This window comes from Paracoccaceae bacterium (assembly GCA_033344815.1).
Taxonomy (GTDB): domain Bacteria; phylum Pseudomonadota; class Alphaproteobacteria; order Rhodobacterales; family Rhodobacteraceae; genus Roseobacter.
Genome location: JAWPMR010000001.1, coordinates 123,219 through 146,822, shown reverse-complemented (window position 1 = coordinate 146,822; position 23,604 = coordinate 123,219). Strand labels below are relative to the sequence as shown.

Below are 23,604 nucleotides of genomic sequence, written 5' to 3'. Positions count from 1 at the left end.
GGCGCGCGCCTGTCGAACATAAGACACTCCGTCGAAGGTCGGAACGACACGGTACCATCCGCTTGTCACTTGCGGGCAGACTGCGGAGTCGAATTGCACATTTGTCAAATCGATCCTTTTGACTGGATATCCGGAGTTCGGGCAATCCCTTATCCATTTCAGCCTAGTTTGTTCATCCTGCTCGTTGAGGAAAGCCTGATAATAGTACTTTCTGAACACATGCCAGGCGGTTAAAAAGGAGGGGTCGATGCAGTTCTGCACCTGTTGATCAACATCCTTATCGGTCAAAAGCACTTTAGCGGCGTCGATTGCTTCCCTTGGATGAACCAGTTCACCGATACTTGGCGCTTTGGCTTTGGCTTCGCCTGCTCGGTCCGTTTTTTTTGATTCTGTAACAGCGCCGGATGCGAGCCTTTCAGACATACGCTCAATCAAAATATTCTGAGTGCACGGATCGATATCTTTTGAGGGTCAACTCCTGCAACAGCTGACAGTTGCTCGACCGGGCTGGCATGACTTTGACGCGTCTTCCGCGGCTGTCCCGACCGAACTTATAGCGCGGACAATTTTGGTCAGTTCCCTCGTAGCATCGTCGCGCTTCTTCATTGCCTTGCAGCGTTTCGAGTGACAGCTGTATTGAAGACCGTGTTATAAATATTTGAGACACTATTAAAAATCATGGAGTATTCCTCTAACGGTTAGAAACCAGAATTCTGAAAATGTTTGGCGGCCAGAAAAGTAGCACGACAACTAGTGGTTGATGCACTACTTGAATTTCGTCCAGGTATATTTTTTTCAAGACTCTGGGAGCATATTTTTTTCTTTAAAATATCTGATAGATGCGTTGCAAAACTCAACCAGAATACAGCGCTGACAGCCACAGAACTCACTTATCTAGCCAAGTTTCTTTCTTTTTTGACCGATGCGTAAATCGACACGAGCGACGTGCTTACTGAAATCTGTATACAGTGGCCCTACAAGACAGAAGCTCTATGCCGTTATGTCATGGTTCCGGCTGAGGTTTCCCATCTCTTTCTGTCAAATCAGAGACCGTTTCATAAACTTCAGTTTCTTCCAGGCCGCGAGCGACTGCGAATTCTCTGATTTCACTCTTAGATGGAAGTGCGACATCCACCTTCCATGGATAGCCCATTGCCCCGTTAAACGCTTGTCTTACACCTTTGGCCGCAAAATAGAGATCCGTTGGATTTGCCTGGACGAATTCGGTGTTACCTTCTGCATCAGTGACACTCTTTTTTCCTGATCGGGCTAATTCTCGGTATTCGGTAACGATTTGATCGAATTCCTTCATCGTGGGGGGCGCAACGGACTTTCCCGCAATATAGGCAACTTGGCTCAACCCGAGAAGCTGAAGAATATTTTCCGGAATCGTCGCAGTATCCAGCGAATAAAGCGACGATGTCGCAAAGGCTATTGCCACTAAGGGAGTAAAAGCCAAAGCTTGAAAGCGGCTCAGATCGAATTGCCCGTTGGTGCGAACCAGGTCTGCAAACTTTGGCTGAGCCTCAATCCTCGACCGCAAAACGCCACGATCTTCTTCAAGCCAGGTCCAATTGCCATAATCCAATCGAGACTTGACCCGATCGCTTAAGCGTGCAGCTGCAGCACTGGAGACAGCTATGCCGAGCAACAAAAGCACGTCATTTGACAGATCACTCAGGGCACCGGTGCGGCTGAAGGCGATGGATAAGGCACCAAAGATGACAACAAAGAAGATCGCCATCTGAACCTTTGTGAGACTTAATCGGTCATGAACTCCGGTAAAGGCCAGAGCAGCACATTTCTTTGACGTGACCTTGTTGTTCTTTCCCTTCGGATCAAGCTCATTCTTGAGTGAACGAACATACCACCAGAACAGTCCAAGTAGTCCAGAGAGTGTAGCCAAGCCAATCGCCCATCCCGGAACTCGGGTGGAAAACCTGCGATCAAGTTTGCCAAGCGTCACATATTTGGCAACTTCCGTCCCATCGCTACCAACTGTCACTTCGCAACCAAGAACCAGTAACGAGTATTTGGGCCACCAGTGATTCAGAATGCCGTGGGGCGCATTCTCTGGAGCGATTAATGTGGCATTCAGTGACAACGTTTCCGAAACCGATTCCATACTGTCGACGGTAAGGACTTCCAAACCGTTTTCCTTATCTCCGACCCATCGCCCCAGGACGGAGACTCTGTTCTCGATTTCAGCCCCTACAGGGGTTTCCAGTTCTATGGTGAAAGGCCACCCGAACGGTGTGATCGGATGAGCACTTTCGGTTTGACCGTTTTTGTCTATGCGGACAATACCCACGCTGCCGACGCCCAAACTTTCGATGTTAGTTTCATAGACTTCAGCGTTCAGGGGTTCACAAATGGCTTCGGCGGCTGCAGCGTCACTCCAGAATGATGCCATCACTGAAAAGAATAGTGGAGCGTACAATCGATTCATGCTGATCCCTCTTCTATACCTTGTTGCGTCTCGTCAGGCCTCATGACTGGCGCCAATTCAAAAGTCTTCTAGTCACTCAGACGAAATCGTTAGATGCCACGTCGTAGCGCAGGCCTTTCAAGCGCTTCAGCTTCTGTATCCGCTCAGCAGCCTTGCGAACCCGATCGATACGCCCGGCAAAGATATCCGTGCAGCCAATTTTCGAAAGCTCTGCCATCGGATCGTCCGACTTCAACGCTCGACCTATTCTTGGAAAAGTTTCCGAGCCACCGCGACCGTTGTGCAGGATATCCAGGGCCAAGGCGACTTCACGCACCGGCCTCCCATCAAGGCTGGTCCCTTGTCCTGACATCCTGTCAGCGATCCGCTTGACTTTTTTTCGCGCAAGTTCAACTGCAACCTCAACCTGGATCGAGCGGTGTTCTTCGCTATGAACGGCCCAATGGATCAAGCGCGACGCGGCCTGAAGCTCAGCCGGATCAACGGAGTTCATGTCGCCGTTAAGATAGTCCATAAAACCACCCTGTTCACCCACGCGGTTGTTTCCATCAACCCTTCTTTGAGCTCCTTCCAGCGAGACAGCACCCGACGTGGTTTCCTTGTGCACCTTACCTCCAATGAGACGAAGATCCGGGAAATACCGGGATGCTTCCGCAGACTCCAGCAACTTTCGGAACAGCAAAATCAGGTTGTCGTTCGCTGTGTGGGCAGCCAATTGATAGAAGCCGAATGTGAAGGCCGCACGATCATAGCTATTCAGGCAGGTAAATGAGTTCTGGCTTTCACCCAAGCCCGTTGGTTCGATAACCGCAGCCCAAGCACCGAATTGCTCGATCCAGTCCTTGTGATCGTAGACAGGTGCCTTCTCTGCATCAAAACCGCGGATCCTTGCTAATCCACGAAAACCTTGCAATTTGGCTTCGCCACCGACATAGCGCCGAGTTTTGTCCACAGGATCTTCAAAAACCCAGCGCACCTTGCCATTTGGTTTGGTTTCACGTGTTGGCGTAACAAAAAACACTTCCATATCTTTGTCGTCAATTTCCGGACCGGCTCCCTCATCGAGCAGATCAATCGCGCCTAATGCGCCATTTTCTAAATCATGAACAGGTTCGGGTTTCTTTCCGACCGCGGCCGGCCAGTCGATGCCAATCTCTGCGGCTGTTGCCTGTCCACACACGAGATCCACACCGGAGGCACCAAATGCTTCAAGCTGGATGTCTCGAATTGCCTCAAGTGTCTTGAAGCCGAGAATGCCATCTGGCCCACTTCGCCCGACATTGAACCCGCCATCTACCAACGCTTCCTGGAGATGCAGGACAAGATCGCCGGTTGAACCAAAGCGCACGGTCGGGGATCTCTTAGACACACCCAGAGTTGCCGTGCGCAAAGCTTCTCCCTGATTAAACAGCGCGTATCGAAAACTGTGTTGGGAGAGCGCATAGGCCGCATTAACAAACGCCTTCCAGGATCCTTTTTCGCCTCCCGGATTGGACGTTCGTCTACCTGCTGCTCCAGCCACGACCTGACAGCCGAAACTGGAATAGCCTGGCGTCGTGGAGTCCATGTGGCGTGAGCAATGCAAATTGTCGAAAGCGGATTCGTAAACCAGTCGATCGTCGCCCTCGTAGTCATCATCGTCACCCGTTCGCCAAACTGGCAGTTTGTTGGCATTTCGAAATGCTCGATGCGGCCCAAGCTTCGACGTTAATCCGTGATCGCCCTTCGTGTATCTGTGGTCCGACGTGCCGGGCAGATCGGTCAAATAGCAGGGTGCCAGCATATTAACCCCATAGCCATTGTTGTTTATTTTTTTGCGCACTGACACGATGTTGGGGACCGTGCTTGCAGTATGAATGGCGAAGCTTTTTCCTGGAAGCCATTGCCCTATTGTACAGCGCTGATGTGTCCAGTCTGTCCCAAGCTCGATTAAAACATGGCTATCGTCAAAAACGCCTTCATTTGTGACCGGAGATGAACCGCGAAGGCCGAAGAAAACCATTTCATCCTCCGGAACTTCAAAATTGGCGAGCTCAAACATTCTGCGAATATGTTTTTCTGTAAATGTGAAGGTCATCCTTCTATTCCTTTAAATCTGGTTTCAAAAAGAATTGCGTAAAAAAAAGAAGTGTCAAAAGTTGTCCAATGTTCCTAGCTTACAACCTAGGCACGCTTTACCCAAGGTAATCTTTTGGCTTGCGAGAAGCCTAACAAAACTAGGGTCGTTGAGCGGCGGCGAGTTACACTAAGAGGATCGGTTCAAAAATCTATGACGCCGGCGCTCGACCATAGCTAAGTTCTTGATTGACCCCCAAATCAAGAATGAAATTCGTGATCATTTTGTCCCAGAGAACGAACAGGTCCAAGTAGTGATGCTTTCCAGGTCCTGAAAGCTTTCATTCAGGCGAACTTCCCCATGGTAACGCTGTACGACGCGAAGGGCTCTATAAGGCTGATCCAACCGTTCCTCTTTTTTCGGCTTTGCCCGTTTCACTTGCCAACTCGACGGCCGCTTTCGCAGCGGATGAATACAATGTCGTCAATGAGCTGACGCTCAATGGTAACACCCTCGGAATGCATGGCGTTGACCCAGCGTCGATGTTCGAAAGCAATGTACCGATACAAGGCGAATACATGCGGGATTTTATGAGGGATAGGCTGGGTAAACCGCGTAAACACGGCGTATGCGAATTGATTGCATTGGGTTTTTCGGAAATACAGTGATCCATAAAGACACTTTAGTGGCGGAGCGACAGTTCGTATAACTATTGCTCTCCCAAATTCGCTCGAGTTCATGGATGCTTAATTATTATGGAAAATACCGTGGACTGTTCCTCTACGTCCAGCCATCTGGCACGCGCTCTTGTTCTGCGTTATCAAGTGGAAGGAAGACGGCGTGATCTTGGCCTCGGGGCCTATCCTGACGTGACCATCGCAATGGCCAGGGATCGAGCATCCGAGGCGCGGCGCCTGATTATCGATGGGAAAGACCCCATTGCGCAGAAGCGACAGACCAAGTCAAACACCTTCAAGGATACGGCGCTTGAACTGATTGAAAGCAAACGCCCCGGCTGGAAAAGCACCAAGCACGCCCCTCAATGGACGGCGACGCTCGATACCTACGTTGTTTCCAAGTTAGGGCAAATGCGGGTTGCTAAAATCGAGACGGCGGATGTGATGGGCACACTTAAACCGATCTGGACGCAGAAGCCCGAGACTGCGAGCCGCGTGCGCCAAAGGATATCTGTCTTAGGAGTTCCTGGCAGCGGCGTTGCTGCGAGACTCCGGGGGGTATTAGCAATGGCCTTTCAAGCGCTTTAATGTCGTCAGCGTTATAAGCTGTGCCTTCGTGGTGCTTTGAACAAACTGAGCGTATGTGCCTTCCATCGAAGCAGCAATAGTATGTATCGTAAGGGCTCGGCGTGCAGGGGCCACGACTCACTGGCAAAATCATGAACATCCACATCCCTGATGGCGGTAAGGAGCAATGCATCGCAATCCGTGCCGTCCTGATGCCGGGCTTCACGGCCGCCAAAAGAAGAAAACCCGTCTTCCGCAACCACACAGGGTCATTGATCCTGTTTATCTCGCGCATCCGGCAGCACTTGCCACTCACCTGCTTTCGGGTTGATCCGGTCCAACCAAACTTAAGTAGTGGAACATTGACCGTCGATGAAGTCGCTGACCACATAGATCTGCCCACCGCAATACAGCACAGAGCCCGCCGGCCCGCGCCGTCGAGATTTGGGACTGATGGGTCCGTCGTTCGTGATGTCCGTCCCGGGTAAATCGATATGGACCGTTTGAGAGGGCGGCTCACGCGGAAATTCACCGGTCATCATCCCCAGGCGTCAAGTCTCGCCTTCACCAATCACTGTTTGGAAATTGAGGATCGTCACCGGAGGTGTAAAGTCCGAGGTTCACGTATGGATGACGGGATCAAAATGATTGGTCGGTTGGTGTCACCGCCCGCTAGAAGGCAAAACCGGCCCTAATGGGCTGCAAAACCGTTTTCGGGACGGCAGTGCAGCTTATCCTTGCAACAATTGTTACCGGTCAGGAATTTCTGCTCCTTTTTGCACGGTCTGGAGAATGCCAAGATCAGACGCGTTGCGGCCCGACGACCCAGAACGAGCCGCCCCAAACGGCTAAATTTCCTTTTTGGGAGGGATCGCGTAAGTCAGGCTCGCGCGGGCGACAGGAGCTTCAAGCCCGTCCGAATAAATCATAACATCGCTGACCGAGAGCTGCTTTCCCAGTTTCAGCAAATGCACTTTCGCAATCAGATCAACGCCAGAAGCCGGTTTTCGCATGAAGTCTATGGAACAGTTGGTTGTGACTGCCAATGCCTCCGGCCCAATCATCGCCATGGTGACCAGATAGGCCGAAACATCCGCCAGCGCAAACATGCTGGGCCCGGAAACCGTGCCGCCCGGCCGCAGATGTTTTTCTTGCACGTTCAAACGTACCGTGACGTGATTAGGGGCGACGTGTTCTATCGTGAATTCACCTTTGACCTGCTCGAAGGCCTGATCCAGAAACGCGCCCATTTCGGCGGCCGTCATTTTAACATCCATGTTTTCCCCCTGCTTCGGGTGCATAACTGTGCGAAACAGCGGATAAGAGCAAGCTGCCATCTGGTTTCGGTTTTTTTCGACGCTGCATTGTTTCGGCATCCGGATCAGAGTGTTTCTACATGGCTTGTTTCAAATTGTGCTAAAATGCCTTAGGTGAGAGGCTCGGATGGCAGTGCGCCTATTCCTTTTGGGTCGCCGGTGGCAGAAAGTCCCTCCAAACCAGTCTCTCGCTGGTGCGACATTCCTGAACCGGCGCCCAAAAATCTACTTCCTTGAAACTGCTCGGGGCCGTCAAACCGCGTCAAGCCCGTATTGCACACGGTCGGCCACTGGCCTACATGATCTTCATGACACAAATACTTCACATCGTCGGCGGCGGCATGGCCGGGTCCGAGGCCGCCTGGCAGGCCGCAAACCTTGGCGTTCAGGTGGTCATTCATGAGATGCGCCCCAGTGTTGGAACCTTTGCCCATCAGACCGGACTTTTGGGTGAAATGGTCTGTTCCAATTCGTTTCGATCCGATGATGACGAACAAAACGCCGTGGGGTTGTTGCATTGGGAAATGCGTCAGGCCGACGGGCTGATCATGCAGACCGCGGACAAGCATCGGCTACCCGCCGGGGGCGCACTCGCCGTTGATCGTGACCCTTTTGCGCAATCTGTCACAGATGCGCTGATGGCCCACCCCAACATCAGTGTGGAATATGGCGAGATCACGGAATTGCCCACCGATGGACAGTGGATCATCGCCACGGGCCCGTTGACGTCCTCCGCTTTGGGTCAGGCCATCGCAGCTGAGACCGGAGCAGAAGCGCTGGCGTTTTTCGATGCCATCGCGCCCATCGTCTATTTCGACAGCATCAACATGTCCAAAGCTTGGATGCAGTCGCGTTATGACAAAGGCGAGACAGAAGAAGAGCGCACGGCCTACCTCAATTGCCCCATGGACCGCGATCAATATGAAGCCTTCATTGACGCATTGATGGCCGCAGATAAAACCGAATTCCATGAGGGCGAGACGGCAGGATATTTTGATGGTTGCCTGCCGATCGAGGTGATGGCCGAACGGGGCCGCGAGACGCTTCGGTTTGGGCCCATGAAGCCGGTTGGGCTGACCAACCCACATGCACCCGACGTCAAACCTTATGCGGTGGTGCAATTGCGACGCGACAACAAATTGGGGACGCTCTATAACATCGTCGGCTTCCAGACAAAAATGAAGTACGGCGCGCAAACCGATGTTTTTAAATCCATTCCGGGCCTTGAAGACGCCAGTTTTGCGCGATTGGGCGGCATTCACCGCAACACCTTCCTGAACTCACCAAGCCTGCTGGATGGCCAGATGCGCCTGCACTCGCGGCCCAATATCCGCTTTGCCGGGCAGATCACCGGTGTTGAAGGATATGTGGAATCCGCTGCAATGGGTTTGCTTGCCGGGCGTTTGGCGGCGCGTGAAATGCAGGGGCATCCTTTGGATATTCCGCCTGCAGATACGGCCACAGGTGCATTGATTACGCATATTTCGGGGGGCGCCGAGGCCAAGACCTTTCAACCCATGAACGTGAACTTCGGGCTTTTCCCACCTGTTGAAGGTTTCAAAGGGGGGCGGCGCGGGCGCAAGGATCGCTACAAGGCCTACACGGACCGTGCGAAACTGGCCTGGCAGAAATGGCTTGGGGCCGAGGCACTGGACGCCGCCTGAGTTGAGCGGTTAACATACCCTCATGGGACAAGGATTTTTGGACAAGGCCTATTTGGCACGCGATGCGGCACAGACCCGCACATTATATGATGACTGGTCAGAGAGTTACGAGGCCGAAGTTGGCAAAAACGGGTATGTCACGCCGGGGCGTTGTGCCGAGGCACTGGCTAAATTTGTCACCGACCAGACTGAACCTATTCTGGACTTTGGATGCGGAACCGGGCTGTCAGGGCTGGCATTAAAGCTGTCGGGTTTTGCGGAAATTGACGGATTTGATCTGTCAGAGGACATGTTGGCGCAGGCCAGAGCCAAGCGCCTGTACCGCATTTTGCAAGTGATCGAAGCGGATGCGCCCTTGCCTTTTGCCCAAGGCACTTACCCGGCAATTGCAGCTATAGGAGTGATTGGCGCTGGGGCGGCCCCGATCTCCCTGCTTGACACCTTGATGCATGCTCTTGGCCCTGATGGATTGTTGGTGTTTTCCCTGAATGATCACGCGCTGCAGGAGCGCGCAAATGAGGCGCGGATCAACGAATGGACAGATTGTTGCGCGGCGCGTCTTTTGTTTTGTGAACACGGTCCACACCTTCCGGGAATCAATCTGTGCTCCAAAGTCTACGTGCTTGAAAAAGCGTGATAACCACCACCCGGTTTGCGCCTTCACCAACAGGCCCCCTGCATTTGGGTCATGCCTATGCCGCATGGGTTGCTCACGACATCGCCATCGCCAACCACGGGCGGTTTCTGCTGCGGATTGAGGATATCGATCAATCCCGTGCGCGGCCCGAGTGGGAAAGGCAAATCTATGACGATCTGGCGTGGCTCGGATTGTCATGGGAAAAGCCCGTCTTGAGGCAATCTGACCGGTTTGAGGAATATGATCAGGCACTTGATATTCTCTGGCGCCGCGATCTTCTTTATCCGTGCACGTGCAATCGACGTGACATTCTTGAAGCGGCCTCCGCCCCTCAGGAGGGCGGAACGCCTATCACGGGTCCGGATGGGTTGATTTACCCCGGAACTTGCCGCGCAAAACCGAAACCAAACGAACGCCCCAAAGACTTGGCACTGCGTCTGGACTTGGCGCGTGCTTTGCAGCCCCCCGCTTATCATTTCGTGGAAGAGGGAGAAGGCCCGACCGGTCAGACCGGCGAAATCACTGTTTCCTGCCAAGCGCTGCACCAGAACGTCGGAGACGTTGTGCTGTCACGGCGCGATATGGGTACATCTTATCATCTGGCGGTTGTCCTGGATGACGCCGCACAAGATGTTAGCCATGTCACACGCGGCTCGGATCTGTTTGACGCGACGCAAATCCATGTTGTCCTGCAAGACCTTCTGGGCTTGCACACACCCATATACCATCATCACAGACTGATCCGGGACGCGCAGGGGAAACGTCTTGCAAAACGCGATGATGCGCGCGCCTTGCGTAAATTTCGTGATGACGGGCTATGCGTTTCCGATATCCGATCTATGGTCGGGCTGACCTAGCCCGTCACATAGGTTTCATCAGCTCAATTTCACCGCGCGTCGAAATCTCGGTGTAAAAGCAAGTGCGACGGTTCGTATGGCAGGCTGGTCCCGTTTGGCGCACCTGCATCAAAAGGCAATCGCGATCACAATCCACCCGCATGTCGATGAGTGACTGCAAATGTCCGCTGCTTTCCCCCTTGACCCAGAAGGACTGGCGCGAACGGCTCCAATAAGTCACCCGTCCGGTTTCCAGCGTGCGCATGATGCTTTCACGGTTCATCCATGCCATCATCAGGACTTCGCCGGTATTGCCATCTTGAGCAATCGCGGGAATCAAGCCAGCGCCGTCGTATTTGAGCGTGGCTGGATCGAAGGGAACAAGATCGTCAGACATTGCGAAAACCTTTTTGCATCTTTGACGCCAGGACTTATGTATGGGTTTAAGCGTGAGTGCAAAGCCATAAGGTGCCATATGTCTGGTGAAAACGATCTGATCAATCTCTATTCGGGCCGCATTCTGGCACTGGCGGCGGATATTCCACATTTGGGGCATCTCGAAGCACCTATGGCGAGCGTGAAAAAACGCTCTCCCTTGTGTGGATCGGCGGTCACGGTCGAATTGAACGTTGAAGCTGGCCGCGTTACGGATTTTGCGCAGGATGTAAAAGCCTGTGCTTTGGGTCAGGCCGCTGCCGCCGTCACCGGGGGGGCGATCATCGGATGCTCATTGTCCGATCTGGAGTGTGCACGTGATCAGCTTCGCGCAATGCTCAAGGATGACGGCATGGTACCCGCCACGCCGTTTGAGGGGTTCGAAGTGCTGCAACCAGCGCGCGACTACAAAAACCGTCATGCTTCGATTCTGTTAAGCATAGAGGCAGCCTGCGAAGCGATGGAGCAAGCCCTTCAAGCCGATTGCGCTTGAAAAAAGAGGCTTGTTTTGCTGACGTTTCGCAGTTGTGTGGGAACGATGTTTCTGAAGAAGCGTGTCCTTATGACGCTGTGAAAAAATCTCTTGTTTCTGGCCTGAATGCATAGGCGCTTACGTTTGCGGGAATGAACCCGGGCTGCAATGGCCAAGACACAGGTTTATGGGATGGAGCATTTGCGCTGGCGAGCGTCCCGATAACGGTCTGCGGCGTGCAAAGATTTCAAGACTTTTTTTCGGCTGGGATACGCACCCAGGTCCTTGACTCCCATCCGGCACCGCCGCACGGACGCCGGGCGACAAACACCGATTGTATCATGCGTAAACTCAAGCCACCTGTGCCAGGAAAAATGGCGGAAGCGCTTGTTTCTGGCGAGACAACGGGTTTTCGCGCAATCTGCCCTCCGAAACACCAATCTGTGGCAAGTGACTTGGTTGGGCCACCAAGGGCCGCTCCTGAAAACCGGAGGTACGTGTCGTCACGCAAATTCAACGCCTCCCCACACACCTCTTCAGCGGGCATGAACGTCAGGCGCGCCCACCACCTCCCCCCCTTTTCAATGCTTAGCGCTAACCGTCTATGCCACGCTGGTGCTCTGCGTGTTAGGATGACCTATTCTTCACATCACCATGGCAAGCAGACACCCCCAAAATGCCCTTTTCAATTGCTGGCTTCTGACCGTTCGGGCAAAGATCAAACTCATCAGCGAATTGGCAAATTCAATTGGTCCCGTGATTTGAGCAAGGATTGATTGAAGCAAAGCTGCATCATGTGGAATTTGCTTTCTCGGAAGCAAATTTGGGAGTTGATCTTAATTTCCTGGGGCGATTTCAAAAAGCCTTGTTGCGCAATCCTGTTCCGGCCGTCGAAGTAAATGAGATTTCATTGCGCATCCATTTGCGGCGACCGATGAAAGGGCTGCGACACAATGCTTAATTTTGAACGATTTAGCCGGATGACGTCGCAATCCAAGACACCCTCTTCGTCTGCCAAAACAGATCACCGGGCGGGAGAACTACAACAAAAAACTTAGTTCTTCTCGAAAAAACGCCGCCATTCTGTAGAGAACGGCGGCATCAGGTAAAGCAATTCTCACGTGGGATCCGAACAACAACGACGAGGAAAACCTCAGTAAGATCAGGAACAGGCAGTGTTTGTCTTACGCGGCACTTGGGGAAAGTACATGTTGTTATCCGGCGAGAGATCGCAGGCAGAAATCAGACAAATGTCGGAAGATGCAGCCCAACCACAAGCATCACAACCAGAGCAGCAACACCCACCGTGTCCTGCACCAAAGTGTGATGCGAACGGGATGCAATGGCCTTGATTTGCAACAATGTGGTCATGGGAACCTCCGACGTTTGTTGCCTCTTTGTTCTCATATTATTAACTCTCTGTAAAGAACTAAATAAGAACATTTGCGAACAAAAAGTCACAAAAGACCTTAACCTACTGAAATTAAACGAATCGATTCATCCTGACGCATCAACCACAAAAGCAGACGCGCCGCCTGCCCTCTGTCACTTCGTAAATCAGGATCCTCGGACAAGAGACGTCGTGCGTCGCTTTGGGCAATCGCCATCAACCCTGCCTGCCGCTCCAGATCAGCCACTTTGAACTTGGGGACACCGGATTGCGCCGTGCCGATTAAGTCACCTGCGCCGCGCATTTTCAGGTCGGTTTCGGCAATCACAAAACCATCTTCCGTTTCGCGCAACACTTTCAACCGCTTGCGACCATTTTCAGACAATGGCGATTGATACATGAGCAGACAAGTCGACGCCGCATCGCCGCGCCCTACCCGCCCACGCATTTGATGCAATTGGGCGAGACCAAACGTTTCGGCGCGCTCAATCACCATGATTGTGGCATTGGGCACGTCGACACCCACTTCGATCACCGTGGTTGCTACCAGAACTCTGCTCTCGCCCGCCTGGAAACACGCCATCGCGGCATCTTTTTCCGTGACCGGCATCTGGCCGTGAACCAATCCGACGACGTCTTCGCCCAAGGCCGCGCGCAGGTGTTTGAAACGGTCCTCCGCGGCCGTCAGATCCAATACTTCGCTTTCCTCAACAAGCGGGCACACCCAATAGCATTGGCTTCCGGATGCGATCACGCTACGCAAGCGGTCGACTACTTCTTCCATCCGCCCGGTGCTGATCAAAGCGGTCTTGATAGGCTGTCTTCCGGGCGGTTTTTCGTCCAACACCGACACGTCCATGTCGCCGTATTGCGCCAGCGACAAGGATCGTGGGATGGGTGTTGCGGTCATGACCATCACATCCACTGCCTGACCTTTGCGTCCCAACTCCAGCCGTTGACGCACCCCAAAGCGATGCTGTTCATCAATCACGGCCAGGCGCAGATCACAAAAGAGAACATCAGCCTGAAAGACCGCATGCGTCCCGACCAATAGCTGGATGTCACCACGCGCGAGCGCCTCCAGTTTTGAGCGCCGCTCAGAGCCCTTGTCCCGCCCCGTCAGCACTGCCAGCACAACATCTGCCTGTTCAGCAAGAGGCACGAGGCTTTCATAATGTTGCCGTGCCAGAATTTCGGTCGGCGCCATCATGACACCCTGCCCGCCTGCCTCCACCGCACGCAGCAAAGCCATAAAAGCCACAAGCGTTTTGCCCGCGCCCACATCCCCCTGAAGCAATCGATTCATGCGCTGAGGTTGCGCCATGTCACTGTTGATTTCGGCAATGGCGCGGTTCTGAGCATTCGTGACTTGATAAGGCAACGCCGTCATAACCTTGGCCTGAAGCCGCCCGTCACCCTCCGATACGCGCCCGGATTTGCGCCGCTCGCGAGAGCGGGCCAAGGCCAAAGTCAGCTGATGCGCAAACATTTCATCATATGCCAGACGTTCACGTGCAGGTGCGATTGGCAGCAGGTCATCCTGCCGTGACGGCGAATGCGCTTGAACAACAGCCGCGCCGAAATCCGGCCACACCGCCTTTGCCTTTTGGGCGGGATCTATCCACTCTGGCATCTCCGGCGTCAGCGCAACAGACCCGCGTGTGGCCTTGAACATGATCTTTTGCGTAATGCCCGCGCTGAGCGGATAGACGGGTTCAAATTCCGGGATGCTGCTAGCTTCACTTTCGGGAAGGATATGATCCGGATGTACCATTTGCGCAAAGCCGTCAAAGGCTTCGACTTTACCGGACACGATACGCCGACTGCCCTCTGGCAGGGCTTTGCGCCAGTAATCTCCTCGTGCGTGAAAGAAAACCAGTTGGAAACTTGTCTCATTGTCCTCAACATGTATCCGGTAGGCCCCGCCCTTCGTGCGCGCAGCTGTGTGATTACCGACCGTGACAGCGACCGTCAGGGTTGCCGGCAATAACTCGTTCTTGATTGTATTTTTGATCCGCCGATCAATCCCGGAATATGGCAACGTAAACAGCAAATCACGCGGCGCTTCGACCCCCAATGCACGCAGGTTCGTCGCTGTTTTGGGCCCGATTCCCTCTAAGGATTGTGTTTCGGCAAACAAAGGAAACAGCATTTCCGGACGGTTGCTCATGTATCGGCAATCAGGGCCAGCCAACCGTCCTCGTCCAGCGTTTCAATACCAAGTTCAATGGCTTTTTTCGCTTTCGACCCGGCACCCGGCCCAGCAACCAACAGGTCCGTTTTGGCCGAGACCGAGCCCGCGACCTTTGCGCCCAGGCGTTCTGCACGTGCTTTGGCTTCTGCGCGCGTCATTTTTTCCAAGGTCCCGGTGAAAACAATCGTTTTTCCGGCAACGGGGCTTCCATCGGTATCCGGACGCGCAACGGGTTGGATGGATAGCTGCGAAATCAGGCGACTGATTGACGCGCGCTCGGCGGGCTGCGCAAGCGTTTGCGTCAAAGACCCAGCCATGACTGTGCCCACACCGTCAATTGCGATCAATTCATCCCAGGCAGGACCGGATTGGTCCTCTGATGCGCGCATTGCAGCATCAAAATCGTCCCAATTTCCAAAATGCAGGGCGATCATATTGGAGGCAGCCTCCCCGACATGTCTGATACCTAGAGAAAAAATCAATCTGGACAGGGGTATTTCACGCTTTTCGTCGATGGCGTCAAACAGATTGGCGGCCGATTTCTCGCCCCAGCCTTCACGGTTTTTCAACTGCTGAATTCCGTCGCCGTAGTGTTCGCGCATTCTGAATATATCTGCGGGTTCCTTGATCCACCCGTCCGCATAGAACTGCTCCACCTGCTTGGCTCCTAAACCCTCGATGTCAAAAGCCGCGCGCGACACGAAGTGTTTGAGTTTTTCAACCGCCTGTGCAGGGCAAATCAAGCCACCGCTGCATCGCCGAACGGCGTCACCTTCGTCGCGAATGGCTGCGCTGTGGCACTGCGGGCAAGTGGTTGGAAATACATAAGGTTCCGAGTCGGCAGCACGTTTCGTCAAGTCTACATCAGCAACTTTGGGGATCACATCACCGGCACGGTAAACCTGGACCCAGTCTCCGACACGGATGTCCTTGCCCTCGCGTATCACCCCGCCTTTGCTGTCCCGCCCAGCGATGTAATCTTCGTTGTGCAGTGTGGCATTCGACACAACGACGCCGCCCACCGTAACCGGAGACAATCGCGCAACCGGTGACAAAGCCCCGGTTCGCCCGACCTGAATGTCGATGGCCTCAAGCCGGGTCCACGCAAGTTCAGCCGGAAACTTATGCGCCGTTGCCCATCGGGGCGTGGTGGAGCGGAAGCCAAGCCTCTCCTGCAAACCAAGATCGTCAACTTTATAGACGACGCCGTCGATGTCATATCCCAGCGTGGCGCGGCTTGCCTCGATTCGGGCATAATGGCGCAGCAGTTCACTTGGACCCGTACACCGTTCGGTCAAAGGGTTGGTCGAAAACCCCAATGCCGCCAGTCGCTCAATCGCTTCGAGCTGCGTGGCACCAAGCGGTTCTGACAATGCTCCCCAGGCATAAGCAAAAAAGCGCAAAGGCCGCGCGCGCGTGATTTCTGAATCCAGCTGGCGTAAAGAGCCGGCCGCAGCATTTCGCGGATTGGCAAAAACTTTGCCGCCTCTTTCTTTCTGACGATCATTCAGCGCCTCAAAATCTGGATGAGACATATAAACTTCACCGCGAACTTCGAGCACTTCTGGAGCTGCGCGCAAACTGTGCGGCACGTCGGAAATTGTGCGCGCGTTCGCAGTCACATTTTCGCCGACCGAGCCATCGCCGCGCGTCGCGGCCTGGACAAGTTCGCCCCCTTCATAACGCAGAGACAAAGAAAGCCCGTCGATCTTGGGCTCGGCAGTATAGGCAAGTTGTTGGCCTGCTGCTGTGCCAAGGTATTTCCGCACCCGCGCATCAAAATCCACGATATCGTCAGCGTCAAAGGCATTGGACAAGGACAACATCGCGACCGCATGGGTCACCTTCGAAAAGCCCTCGGTGGGTGCAGCACCAACTTGGTCTGATGGGCTGTCTTGCCGTTTCAGATGTGGAAAGGTCTTTTCAATGGATGCATTACGCAGTTTCAGCGCATCATACTGCGCATCCGAAATTTGAGGATTATCATTGCCATGATAGTCAGTGTTTGCTTGTCGCAGTAACTCTGAGAGACGTGCGAGTTCAGCCTTTGCAGACTCGTCATCCATGTGATCGATATCTTGTGAAGACGACAAAACCTGACCCTTATTCCTTGCCCCCATCGTAGATAGGCGCAGGACAGGATCAGGTCCAGTTGAATTCAGAACTGAACATGGTTTGCCGAGGGTTGCGCACCAGCCGCGCGGGCTGGCCGACCGTCACAGGGTTCACGCACCCACGGCAAGCCGGTGTGGGTCATCCACTTGACTGGGTTCAGGATCGCGCAACACGTAGCCGCGGCCCCACACTGTTTCGATGTAGTTTTCGCCGCCGGTTGCCACGCTGAGTTTTTTGCGCAGTTTGCAAATGAAGACATCGATGATCTTCAGTTCCGGCTCATCCATACCGCCATAAAGGTGGTTGAGGAACATTTCCTTGGTCAGGGTGGTTCCCTTCCTGAGCGATAAAAGCTCAAGCATCTGATACTCTTTGCCTGTCAGATGTACGGCTTTGTTATCCGAGCTGACCGTTTTAGCATCCAGGTTCACAGAAATCAGACCGGTATCGATCACCGATTGAGAATGGCCTTTGGAGCGCCGGATAATTGCGTGAATGCGTGCAACCAATTCTTCCCTGTGGAATGGTTTCGTCAGATAGTCGTCTGCGCCAAACCCAAACCCCTTGATCTTGTTTTCGGTGTCATCCGCGCCCGACAAGATCAAGATAGGTGTTTCGATGCGTGACAGCCGCAGCTGGCGCAGCACTTCATGACCGTTCATGTCAGGCAGATCCAGATCCAGCAATATCAGGTCGTAGTCGTACAGCTTTGCAAGGTCGATCCCCTCCTCCCCAAGGTCTGTCGCATAGACATTCAGGTTTGCATGGGTGAGCATGAGCTCAATGCTTTTTGAGGTGGTTGGGTCGTCTTCCACAAGAAGTACGCGCATAATAATCTCCGCATCGGATGAACGTTTAGGTTGTCATTAACCGTGAACAAAAAAGGTTAACTACACGTTACTGTTTTGCAGATTATTACGTTAGCAACTTATGGTTGTCTATATTTTTGTAGCGCTGTGGCCTTCAAAGCGCCCTCGCCATGCTCTGAAACGGCCTTAACCCACTCTTGGAACTCATCATCACTGATCATATATTTTTTCAGCGCGTCACTTTGCGTCATCAAACCATAAGCCACACCACGCACAACCGCAGCCTTGCGTGAAGCAACCCACCGCCTTGTATTTGCAGGCGGAAGATCCGCCAAGGTCATGACACTGCCATCCGCCAGGGTCACAGATCGTGGCCCATCTACTTTCTTAAGATACATCACTCATACCCATCGTTACTCATTTGATGCTACCTTGACGTTATCGCCTTAAAGACCGATGAAGCGCCCTCTTGAGAGTAATTAGGATTTTCCTATATTTCCTCGAAATACCCGGAGACTTTGACATGCCGCTGGATCTCAAGCCCCCTTTGAACTCGCTTGGCTTCGCCAAAGCGCCTGCTGACACGCGCGTAGTGGTGGCGATGTCCGGCGGCGTGGATAGCTCTGTTGTCGCTGCTATGTTGGCGGAAGAGGGCTATGATGTCGTTGGCGTAACCCTTCAGCTTTATGATCATGGCGCTGCATTGGCCAAAAAAGGCGCTTGCTGTGCGGGGCTTGATATTCACGACGCGCGGCGCGTTGCCGAGCAAATGGGGTTCCCGCATTACGTGTTGGATTATGAGAACATTTTTAAGGATGCGGTCATTGACGAGTTCGCTGACAGCTATCTGGGCGGCGCAACGCCAGTGCCATGTATCCGCTGTAACGAGCGGGTGAAGTTCAAGGATTTGTTGGAAACCGCCAAAGATCTCGACGCGGATTGCATGGCCACCGGGCATTATATCCAACGCCATCAGGGCGTCGGGGGCGCTGAATTGCACGCCGCAGCTGATAGCACCCGTGATCAAAGCTACTTCCTGTTTTCCACAACCCCGGAACAACTCGAGTTCCTGCGCTTTCCGCTGGGGCATCTGGCTTCGAAGGCGGACACGCGTGAACTGGCCGCCCGATACGGCCTGAGCGTCGCCGATAAGCCCGATAGTCAGGACATTTGTTTCGTTCCAAACGGCGACTACGCGTCCGTGATTCTCAAGTTACGCCCGGAAGCCGCCGACCCCGGTAATATCGTGCACGCGGACGGGCGAATCCTCGGGCAACATGACGGCGTTATCAACTACACCATTGGTCAAAGACGCGGATTGGGAATCGGGGGGCTCGCTGACCCTCTCTATGTGGTCAAACTTGATCCCGACACGAAATCGGTCGTCGTGGGTCCAAGAGACATGCTGGCCACGAGAACGGTGCCTGTGCGCGAAATCAACTGGCTGGGGGATGATGACTTCATGTCGCAAAAGGAATGGCATCTTGCTGTGAAAGTCCGTTCCACCCGCCCGCCAACAGAAGCTGTTATCCGACCGATCAGCGCCACAGAAGCCACGGTGGAATTGGCGGCTGCTGAACAGGGTGTATCGCCAGGACAGGCCTGCGTCTTCTATGATCCAACAAGCAGCCGTATCTATGGTGGTGGATGGATCCACAAAGGATGATGTGACGTCGATGCGCCCACCTGCGCGTGACGGATCAGTTGTTTGACCCTATTGGATCAAACGAGTCGCGCCAGACGCAGCCTTTCCCTTGACCTGTGTTCGTTTCCGAAGACTCTGCGGCGTGACCGGAGTTTGCGCCTTGTTGTAGAGGCGCTTTTGCACCTATCGCGGAAACTCTTGAGCACGGACGTGAATAAGCGGGTAGCGGGTGCGCCCGACAAAGCCCGATGAACCGACCGGTCCCCAGCGCCGGGTAGCGGAGAGACGGCCGGATGACGCTTGTGCCTTTCAAACGACAGCGCTTTTGCGGTTGAGACGAGAGGCTCCGGAACTATCGCCTGACACGTCTTTGACGCATTGAAAAATGCCACTTTATGAGTGCCAGTGATCCATGCGTTGAGATGACGTTTTTCCCTCGCACTGACCGCCATGCCGATCGGCTAACTATGTTAAATCAATCCACGTTTCGGCAAACCAAAAAGTAGTCAAAGTCTTCCAATGACGGCTTTGGCGGCGCGCAAACCGGGATCTTCCCCGCCGTCGCCAAGGCGCTGCATGGTCAAGGCCATCGCCTCCAACTGGGCTTCGGGCGAGCGCATGATCTGCAAAAGTGCGGCACCAATCTGATCGGGCTGACACTCCGGTCCCAGAAAATCGGGAACCACACGGGTGTCAGATACCAGATTGACCAGTGTCACCGTATCGACTAAGGCCATCGCCTTGATCAGCCGAAAGCTGAGCCAGTTCATCTTGTAGGCGATGACCATCGGCGTGCCCGCCGCTGCCAGCTCCAGTGACACGGTCCCGGAAGCCGCCAATGCCACATCTGCCGCCCGGAACGCGGCGCGTTTCAAATCTCCCGCCGCTGACAATGACATGCCCCGTGGATCCAGAACGACCGCGTCGACTGACCACTTGGAAACTTCCGCCCGTACCAGATCCACGACTGGGGCCGCAGCCGGCACCACAACCTTGAGATCCTGATGTGCGTCTCTGACAGGCTTTATGGAATGCCCGAACACGGACGCCAGCCGTGCAACCTCACCGCGCCTTGAACCTGGCAAGGCCAATAGCATCGGTGCTGCGCCGATTCCATGATCTGACCGAAACGCCTGGGCGTCTTCATGACTGACCTTGGGCTCAGCCACCACCGGGTGACCTACGAAGTCACACACCATCCCGTCCACAGACATCAAGGGGGGCTCAAACGGGAATAACGCCAGGACCTGATCAATCACCTGCGCCATCTTTTTCGCCCGCCCGGGGCGCCAGGCCCAAACGGTCGGGGCCACGTAATGCACCGTACGGATCTTGCTGACTGATTTGACCCGGCGCGCCACCCGCAACGAAAAATCAGGGCTGTCGATGGTAATCAGAACATCAGGTTGTGACGTCACAACCGCCCCCGCCGTCTCATTGATCCGGGCCATCAAGGCGCGATACTTCGGGAGGATCTCGGCGATCCCCATGACGCTCAGTTCGTCCATCGGAAAGCGGCTTTGCAAGCCTTCGGCCTGCATGTCTACCCCGCCGATTCCATCAAATTCCACGTCCGGGCGCAGCTGTTTCAACCCCTTCATCAACGCCCCACCGAGCTTGTCACCCGAGGGCTCGCCGGCAATGATGAAAACCCGCATCAGGAAGCGGCGCGCGCCCAAAGCACAAGACCGGCCGCATCCGCAGCGGTCCGTGTGGCCTCGGGTTCCAAAAGAATAACGCTGCCTGCTTCAACCAATATGCCAGCCAATCCGGCGCGTGCAGCGGCGATCACAGTCGCGGGCCCGATCGTGGGCATATCCACGCGGCGGTCCTGTCCCAGTTTTGGCTTCTTGAGCAATATCGCACGTGCCTTGGCACAGGACGCGGGAAGAGTGTCCAGCATATGATCCGTACCGCCCAGCGTTTCAATGGCCCAGACCTGACCTTTGCCCACCACACACCCCTGCCCCACATCCAGAGGCGACAAGGCTGTCAAGACGGCTTCGGCCTTGGCGGCGTCCGCCAACATCTGATCATCCGGTTCTGCGGCGCTGAGCACGCCGGCGCGTACAATGATATCAGGTGCAAGGTCCTGCGCTGCGCGCACCACAAAACCCTGCGCTTCCAGGACGGCGATCACTGCGCGCAAGGCACCATCATCTCCCGAACTCAGAGCCTTCATGATGATTGGCACCAACGGCAACGTGGCATCATCGAGCGCAGACGGATCGATCGGCGGACGCTCAATGGCACCGCACATACAAACCTCTGAAACGCCACGCTCCTTCAAATCCACCAGCAGCGATCCCAGTTGCTCCAAGCGAAAAACCTCGTCAGAAACGAGGCCGTCCGGTTCAAACCCCTGCAAGGCACAGATCAATGGAGGTGTGGATTGCGCGGCGGCGATCCGGGCAGGCAGGCCGCCACGTCCTGCGATCAGAGCCAACATCAGCGCGGTGTCAGAAAATGTCGGCCGCTATCGGCCAGTATGAAATCGACGATCTGGCGCACATAGTCACTGGTTGTTTCATCCGCCAGACGGAGCGCGCGATCATGAAATGTCCCCTCACCCTGCGCCAACATCTGAAACGCGGCGCGCAATGCGGTGATGTCCGACCGGGCCACACCGCGTCGTTTGAGCCCAACCAGATTGAGCCCGTCCAACTCTCCGCGCGGTGCCTGTACGAGCCCGTATGGAATGACGTCATTGGTCACCATGGTAACGGCCCCGATGATCGCACCGCGCCCGATGCGCACAAATTGATGTACGCCTGACAACCCGCCCACGATCACATCGTCTTCCAATATGCAATGCCCGGCAATGGCCACGGAATTCACGATGATACAACGATCCCCGATCACCGCATCATGCGCAATATGGCATCCGGCCATGAACAATCCATCATTACCGATGCGGGTGATGCCGCCGCCGGCATCGGTGCCACAATTCATTGTCACATGTTCACGAATTCGGTTGCGTTTGCCCACAACAAGTCGCGTTGCTTCGCCCTTGAACTTGAGATCCTGCGGAATTTCTCCAATAACCGCAAAAGGGAAGATCACTGTTTCATCGCCAATTTCAGTATGTCCGGTCACAACCACGTGGCTTTTCAGGTGCACCCCCGCGCCGAGCGAGACCTGCGGACCCACCATGCAAAAGGGCCCTACAATCGCAGAGGCGTCAATCGAAGCACCTTCTTCAATGACAGCGCTGGGGTGGATGTTACCCATGCCCTAGCCCAGATCCATCATCGCAGTGAATTCACATTCCGCAGCCATTTCGCCTTCTACGGAGGCCACACCGCCAAAGCGCCAGACCTTGCCGCCGGGCTTGCCTCGCAGTGTTTGCAAGTGCATCTCCAACACATCACCGGGGATCACCTTGCGTCGAAACTTGGCCTTGTCGATCGCCATGAAGTAGACCTTCATTTCCTTATCCGCCATCTCCAGTGACACCCCAACCATAACGGCCGCCGTTTGCGCCATGGCTTCGATTATGGTGACACCGGGCATGATCGGCAGCCCTGGAAAGTGGCCCTGAAAATGCGGCTCGTTCATCGAGACGTTCTTGAGTCCCCGCGCGGAAGTCGTCCCGTTGATATCGACAACCTTATCCACCAATAGGAACGGATAGCGATGCGGCAAGATGCGTTGGATCAGCTGGATGTCGGCGCTGGTTTGAGGGGACGTCATCGTAAGGCTCCTATTCTCCTCAAGGACTTGGCTTTCTGACTAGCAACTCCGCCCGAAGGGGGCAAGCACCGCGCGCAGCGATCAGGGTTGGTCCCTCGTGTTACCGTCTCCCAACACCATGTCCAGACGGTCAATGGCTGTGCGCGTGATGTCAATGGCATTGGAACTCAGAAAAATAGACCGTCGCTCCAGGATGACAGCGGCCCCGGATTCGCGCATGAGTGTCTCCAGAATCGGGGCAGCCGCATTGAGAAAAACCACCCGCCGCCCCTCAAGCGCAACATTCAACTCACGCGTCTTGGAATCCTGCGTGCGCCGCGTCGCCTGAACCTTTTCGTCAAAAGCGTCCGCCAAAACCCGAAATTCCGAGGCTGGCAGGGTTTCGCGAGTCTCTGTCAGGGCTTTTTCTTCCTCTGACAAAGCTTGTTCAATCTGACGGTTTTCGGCGGAAAGCTCGGCGCCTCGCGCTTCAAACTCTTCTACAACGCGCTTTCCAAACGCGCTTTCGGAAAAGAGCCGATCAGAATCAATCGTCAGAATCGGGCTTTGCAACGTCCCGATACGTTGTGCTTCGGCGGCGCTGCCAGCCATCAAAAGCCAACAGATGGACATCAAACCGGTCAGAAGCGCTGACAGGCGTCTCATCGAA

Annotated in this window: 21 protein-coding genes; 7 read left to right on the top strand and 14 right to left on the bottom strand. The window is 54.4% G+C overall.

Annotated features, from left to right (window positions below):
* Window positions 1-1,003: 1,003 nt before the first annotated feature.
* Both R8G34_00715 and R8G34_00710 read right to left on the bottom strand, forming a co-directional pair.
* On the bottom strand, window positions 1,004-2,449 hold the full coding sequence (locus R8G34_00715; protein MDW3221404.1) for a hypothetical protein: 1,446 nt from the start codon (window positions 2,447-2,449) through the stop codon (window positions 1,004-1,006).
* 76 nt (window positions 2,450-2,525) lie between these two features.
* Window positions 2,526-4,526: a hypothetical protein gene (locus R8G34_00710; GenBank protein ID MDW3221403.1), complete on the bottom strand. Its 2,001-nt coding sequence runs from the start codon at window positions 4,524-4,526 to the stop codon at window positions 2,526-2,528.
* A 734-nt stretch (window positions 4,527-5,260) separates the two neighbouring features.
* Between R8G34_00710 and R8G34_00705 the strand changes: the two genes are divergently transcribed.
* Window positions 5,261-5,770, top strand: a complete 510-nt coding sequence (locus R8G34_00705; GenBank protein MDW3221402.1) for an Arm DNA-binding domain-containing protein — start codon at window positions 5,261-5,263, stop codon at window positions 5,768-5,770.
* An 827-nt stretch (window positions 5,771-6,597) separates the two neighbouring features.
* Here R8G34_00705 and R8G34_00700 read toward each other — a convergent pair.
* The gene (locus R8G34_00700; protein MDW3221401.1) at window positions 6,598-7,026 is read right to left on the bottom strand and encodes a PaaI family thioesterase; all 429 of its coding nucleotides are present in this window, start codon (window positions 7,024-7,026) and stop codon (window positions 6,598-6,600) included.
* Between the two features lie 347 nt (window positions 7,027-7,373).
* Between R8G34_00700 and trmFO the strand changes: the two genes are divergently transcribed.
* From trmFO to gluQRS, 3 genes are read left to right on the top strand one after another with little or no spacing between them, the layout of a single operon-like run.
* Complete coding sequence (gene trmFO, locus R8G34_00695; protein MDW3221400.1) at window positions 7,374-8,729, top strand: methylenetetrahydrofolate--tRNA-(uracil(54)-C(5))-methyltransferase (FADH(2)-oxidizing) TrmFO; 1,356 nt, start codon at window positions 7,374-7,376, stop codon at window positions 8,727-8,729.
* Between the two features lie 22 nt (window positions 8,730-8,751).
* Window positions 8,752-9,366 carry a methyltransferase domain-containing protein gene (locus tag R8G34_00690; protein ID MDW3221399.1) on the top strand — a complete coding sequence of 205 codons (615 nt, stop codon included), beginning with the start codon at window positions 8,752-8,754 and terminating at the stop codon, window positions 9,364-9,366.
* The gene (gluQRS, locus tag R8G34_00685) at window positions 9,363-10,223 is read left to right on the top strand and encodes a tRNA glutamyl-Q(34) synthetase GluQRS (protein MDW3221398.1); all 861 of its coding nucleotides are present in this window, start codon (window positions 9,363-9,365) and stop codon (window positions 10,221-10,223) included. Before R8G34_00690 ends, gluQRS begins: the two co-directional genes overlap by 4 nt.
* A 4-nt stretch (window positions 10,224-10,227) precedes the next feature.
* Here the strand turns inward: gluQRS and hisI are convergent, their stop codons facing one another.
* Window positions 10,228-10,599 carry a phosphoribosyl-AMP cyclohydrolase gene (hisI, locus tag R8G34_00680; GenBank protein ID MDW3221397.1) on the bottom strand — a complete coding sequence of 124 codons (372 nt, stop codon included), beginning with the start codon at window positions 10,597-10,599 and terminating at the stop codon, window positions 10,228-10,230.
* A gap of 78 nt (window positions 10,600-10,677) precedes the next feature.
* On the opposite strand from hisI, the gene R8G34_00675 reads away from it, so the two are divergent.
* On the top strand, window positions 10,678-11,130 hold the full coding sequence (locus R8G34_00675) for an iron-sulfur cluster assembly scaffold protein (protein ID MDW3221396.1): 453 nt from the start codon (window positions 10,678-10,680) through the stop codon (window positions 11,128-11,130).
* 751 nt (window positions 11,131-11,881) lie between these two features.
* A complete protein-coding gene (locus tag R8G34_00670; GenBank protein MDW3221395.1) occupies window positions 11,882-12,070 on the top strand; it encodes a hypothetical protein in 189 nt (62 codons plus the stop codon).
* Between the two features lie 281 nt (window positions 12,071-12,351).
* On the opposite strand, the gene R8G34_00665 is transcribed toward R8G34_00670, so the two are convergent.
* The 5 genes from R8G34_00665 to R8G34_00645 form a co-directional block, all read right to left on the bottom strand.
* The gene (locus R8G34_00665; GenBank protein ID MDW3221394.1) at window positions 12,352-12,480 is read right to left on the bottom strand and encodes a hypothetical protein; all 129 of its coding nucleotides are present in this window, start codon (window positions 12,478-12,480) and stop codon (window positions 12,352-12,354) included.
* 98 nt (window positions 12,481-12,578) lie between these two features.
* The gene (gene recG, locus R8G34_00660) at window positions 12,579-14,669 is read right to left on the bottom strand and encodes an ATP-dependent DNA helicase RecG (GenBank protein ID MDW3221393.1); all 2,091 of its coding nucleotides are present in this window, start codon (window positions 14,667-14,669) and stop codon (window positions 12,579-12,581) included.
* Complete coding sequence (gene ligA / locus R8G34_00655) at window positions 14,666-16,759, bottom strand: NAD-dependent DNA ligase LigA (protein ID MDW3221392.1); 2,094 nt, start codon at window positions 16,757-16,759, stop codon at window positions 14,666-14,668. The genes recG and ligA overlap by 4 nt, the downstream gene beginning before the upstream one ends.
* A 159-nt stretch (window positions 16,760-16,918) precedes the next feature.
* Window positions 16,919-17,638, bottom strand: coding sequence for a response regulator transcription factor (locus R8G34_00650; protein ID MDW3221391.1), 720 nt, complete (start codon window positions 17,636-17,638; stop codon window positions 16,919-16,921).
* Between the two features lie 98 nt (window positions 17,639-17,736).
* Complete coding sequence (locus R8G34_00645) at window positions 17,737-18,015, bottom strand: DUF1153 domain-containing protein (protein MDW3221390.1); 279 nt, start codon at window positions 18,013-18,015, stop codon at window positions 17,737-17,739.
* A gap of 125 nt (window positions 18,016-18,140) precedes the next feature.
* Between R8G34_00645 and mnmA the strand changes: the two genes are divergently transcribed.
* Window positions 18,141-19,283: a tRNA 2-thiouridine(34) synthase MnmA gene (gene mnmA / locus R8G34_00640; protein MDW3221389.1), complete on the top strand. Its 1,143-nt coding sequence runs from the start codon at window positions 18,141-18,143 to the stop codon at window positions 19,281-19,283.
* 485 nt (window positions 19,284-19,768) lie between these two features.
* Here the strand turns inward: mnmA and lpxB are convergent, their stop codons facing one another.
* The 5 genes from lpxB to R8G34_00615 all read right to left on the bottom strand — a co-directional run bounded on the left by lpxB (window position 19,769) and on the right by R8G34_00615 (window position 23,600).
* The gene (gene lpxB, locus R8G34_00635) at window positions 19,769-20,920 is read right to left on the bottom strand and encodes a lipid-A-disaccharide synthase (GenBank protein ID MDW3221388.1); all 1,152 of its coding nucleotides are present in this window, start codon (window positions 20,918-20,920) and stop codon (window positions 19,769-19,771) included.
* Complete coding sequence (gene lpxI / locus R8G34_00630; protein MDW3221387.1) at window positions 20,920-21,711, bottom strand: UDP-2,3-diacylglucosamine diphosphatase LpxI; 792 nt, start codon at window positions 21,709-21,711, stop codon at window positions 20,920-20,922. Before lpxI ends, lpxB begins: the two co-directional genes overlap by 1 nt.
* Window positions 21,711-22,493: an acyl-ACP--UDP-N-acetylglucosamine O-acyltransferase gene (lpxA, locus tag R8G34_00625; protein MDW3221386.1), complete on the bottom strand. Its 783-nt coding sequence runs from the start codon at window positions 22,491-22,493 to the stop codon at window positions 21,711-21,713. The genes lpxI and lpxA overlap by 1 nt, the downstream gene beginning before the upstream one ends.
* Before the next feature lie 3 nt (window positions 22,494-22,496).
* Entirely contained in the window at window positions 22,497-22,955 is a 459-nt protein-coding gene (gene fabZ / locus R8G34_00620) for a 3-hydroxyacyl-ACP dehydratase FabZ (GenBank protein MDW3221385.1), read from the bottom strand.
* Window positions 22,956-23,036: 81 nt separating this feature from the next.
* Complete coding sequence (locus R8G34_00615) at window positions 23,037-23,600, bottom strand: OmpH family outer membrane protein (protein MDW3221384.1); 564 nt, start codon at window positions 23,598-23,600, stop codon at window positions 23,037-23,039.
* Window positions 23,601-23,604 lie beyond the last annotated feature (4 nt).

Excerpts from the sequence above, each read along its gene's own strand:
- R8G34_00705 (MDW3221402.1), top strand. The coding sequence starts at position 5,261 with ATGGAAAATACCGTGGACTGTTCCTCTACGTCCAGCCATCTGGCACGC.
- R8G34_00645 (MDW3221390.1), bottom strand. The coding sequence starts at position 18,015 with ATGTATCTTAAGAAAGTAGATGGGCCACGATCTGTGACCCTGGCGGAT.
- mnmA (MDW3221389.1), top strand. The coding sequence starts at position 18,141 with ATGCCGCTGGATCTCAAGCCCCCTTTGAACTCGCTTGGCTTCGCCAAA.
- hisI (MDW3221397.1), bottom strand. The coding sequence starts at position 10,599 with ATGTCTGACGATCTTGTTCCCTTCGATCCAGCCACGCTCAAATACGAC.
- R8G34_00675 (MDW3221396.1), top strand. The coding sequence starts at position 10,678 with ATGTCTGGTGAAAACGATCTGATCAATCTCTATTCGGGCCGCATTCTG.
- lpxI (MDW3221387.1), bottom strand. The coding sequence starts at position 21,711 with ATGTTGGCTCTGATCGCAGGACGTGGCGGCCTGCCTGCCCGGATCGCC.
- R8G34_00710 (MDW3221403.1), bottom strand. The coding sequence starts at position 4,526 with ATGACCTTCACATTTACAGAAAAACATATTCGCAGAATGTTTGAGCTC.
- R8G34_00700 (MDW3221401.1), bottom strand. The coding sequence starts at position 7,026 with ATGGATGTTAAAATGACGGCCGCCGAAATGGGCGCGTTTCTGGATCAG.
- trmFO (MDW3221400.1), top strand. The coding sequence starts at position 7,374 with ATGACACAAATACTTCACATCGTCGGCGGCGGCATGGCCGGGTCCGAG.
- ligA (MDW3221392.1), bottom strand. The coding sequence starts at position 16,759 with ATGGATGACGAGTCTGCAAAGGCTGAACTCGCACGTCTCTCAGAGTTA.
- fabZ (MDW3221385.1), bottom strand. The coding sequence starts at position 22,955 with ATGACGTCCCCTCAAACCAGCGCCGACATCCAGCTGATCCAACGCATC.
- R8G34_00715 (MDW3221404.1), bottom strand. The coding sequence starts at position 2,449 with ATGAATCGATTGTACGCTCCACTATTCTTTTCAGTGATGGCATCATTC.
- R8G34_00615 (MDW3221384.1), bottom strand. The coding sequence starts at position 23,600 with ATGAGACGCCTGTCAGCGCTTCTGACCGGTTTGATGTCCATCTGTTGG.
- lpxA (MDW3221386.1), bottom strand. The coding sequence starts at position 22,493 with ATGGGTAACATCCACCCCAGCGCTGTCATTGAAGAAGGTGCTTCGATT.
- lpxB (MDW3221388.1), bottom strand. The coding sequence starts at position 20,920 with ATGCGGGTTTTCATCATTGCCGGCGAGCCCTCGGGTGACAAGCTCGGT.
- recG (MDW3221393.1), bottom strand. The coding sequence starts at position 14,669 with ATGAGCAACCGTCCGGAAATGCTGTTTCCTTTGTTTGCCGAAACACAA.
- R8G34_00690 (MDW3221399.1), top strand. The coding sequence starts at position 8,752 with ATGGGACAAGGATTTTTGGACAAGGCCTATTTGGCACGCGATGCGGCA.
- R8G34_00650 (MDW3221391.1), bottom strand. The coding sequence starts at position 17,638 with ATGCGCGTACTTCTTGTGGAAGACGACCCAACCACCTCAAAAAGCATT.
- R8G34_00665 (MDW3221394.1), bottom strand. The coding sequence starts at position 12,480 with ATGACCACATTGTTGCAAATCAAGGCCATTGCATCCCGTTCGCATCAC.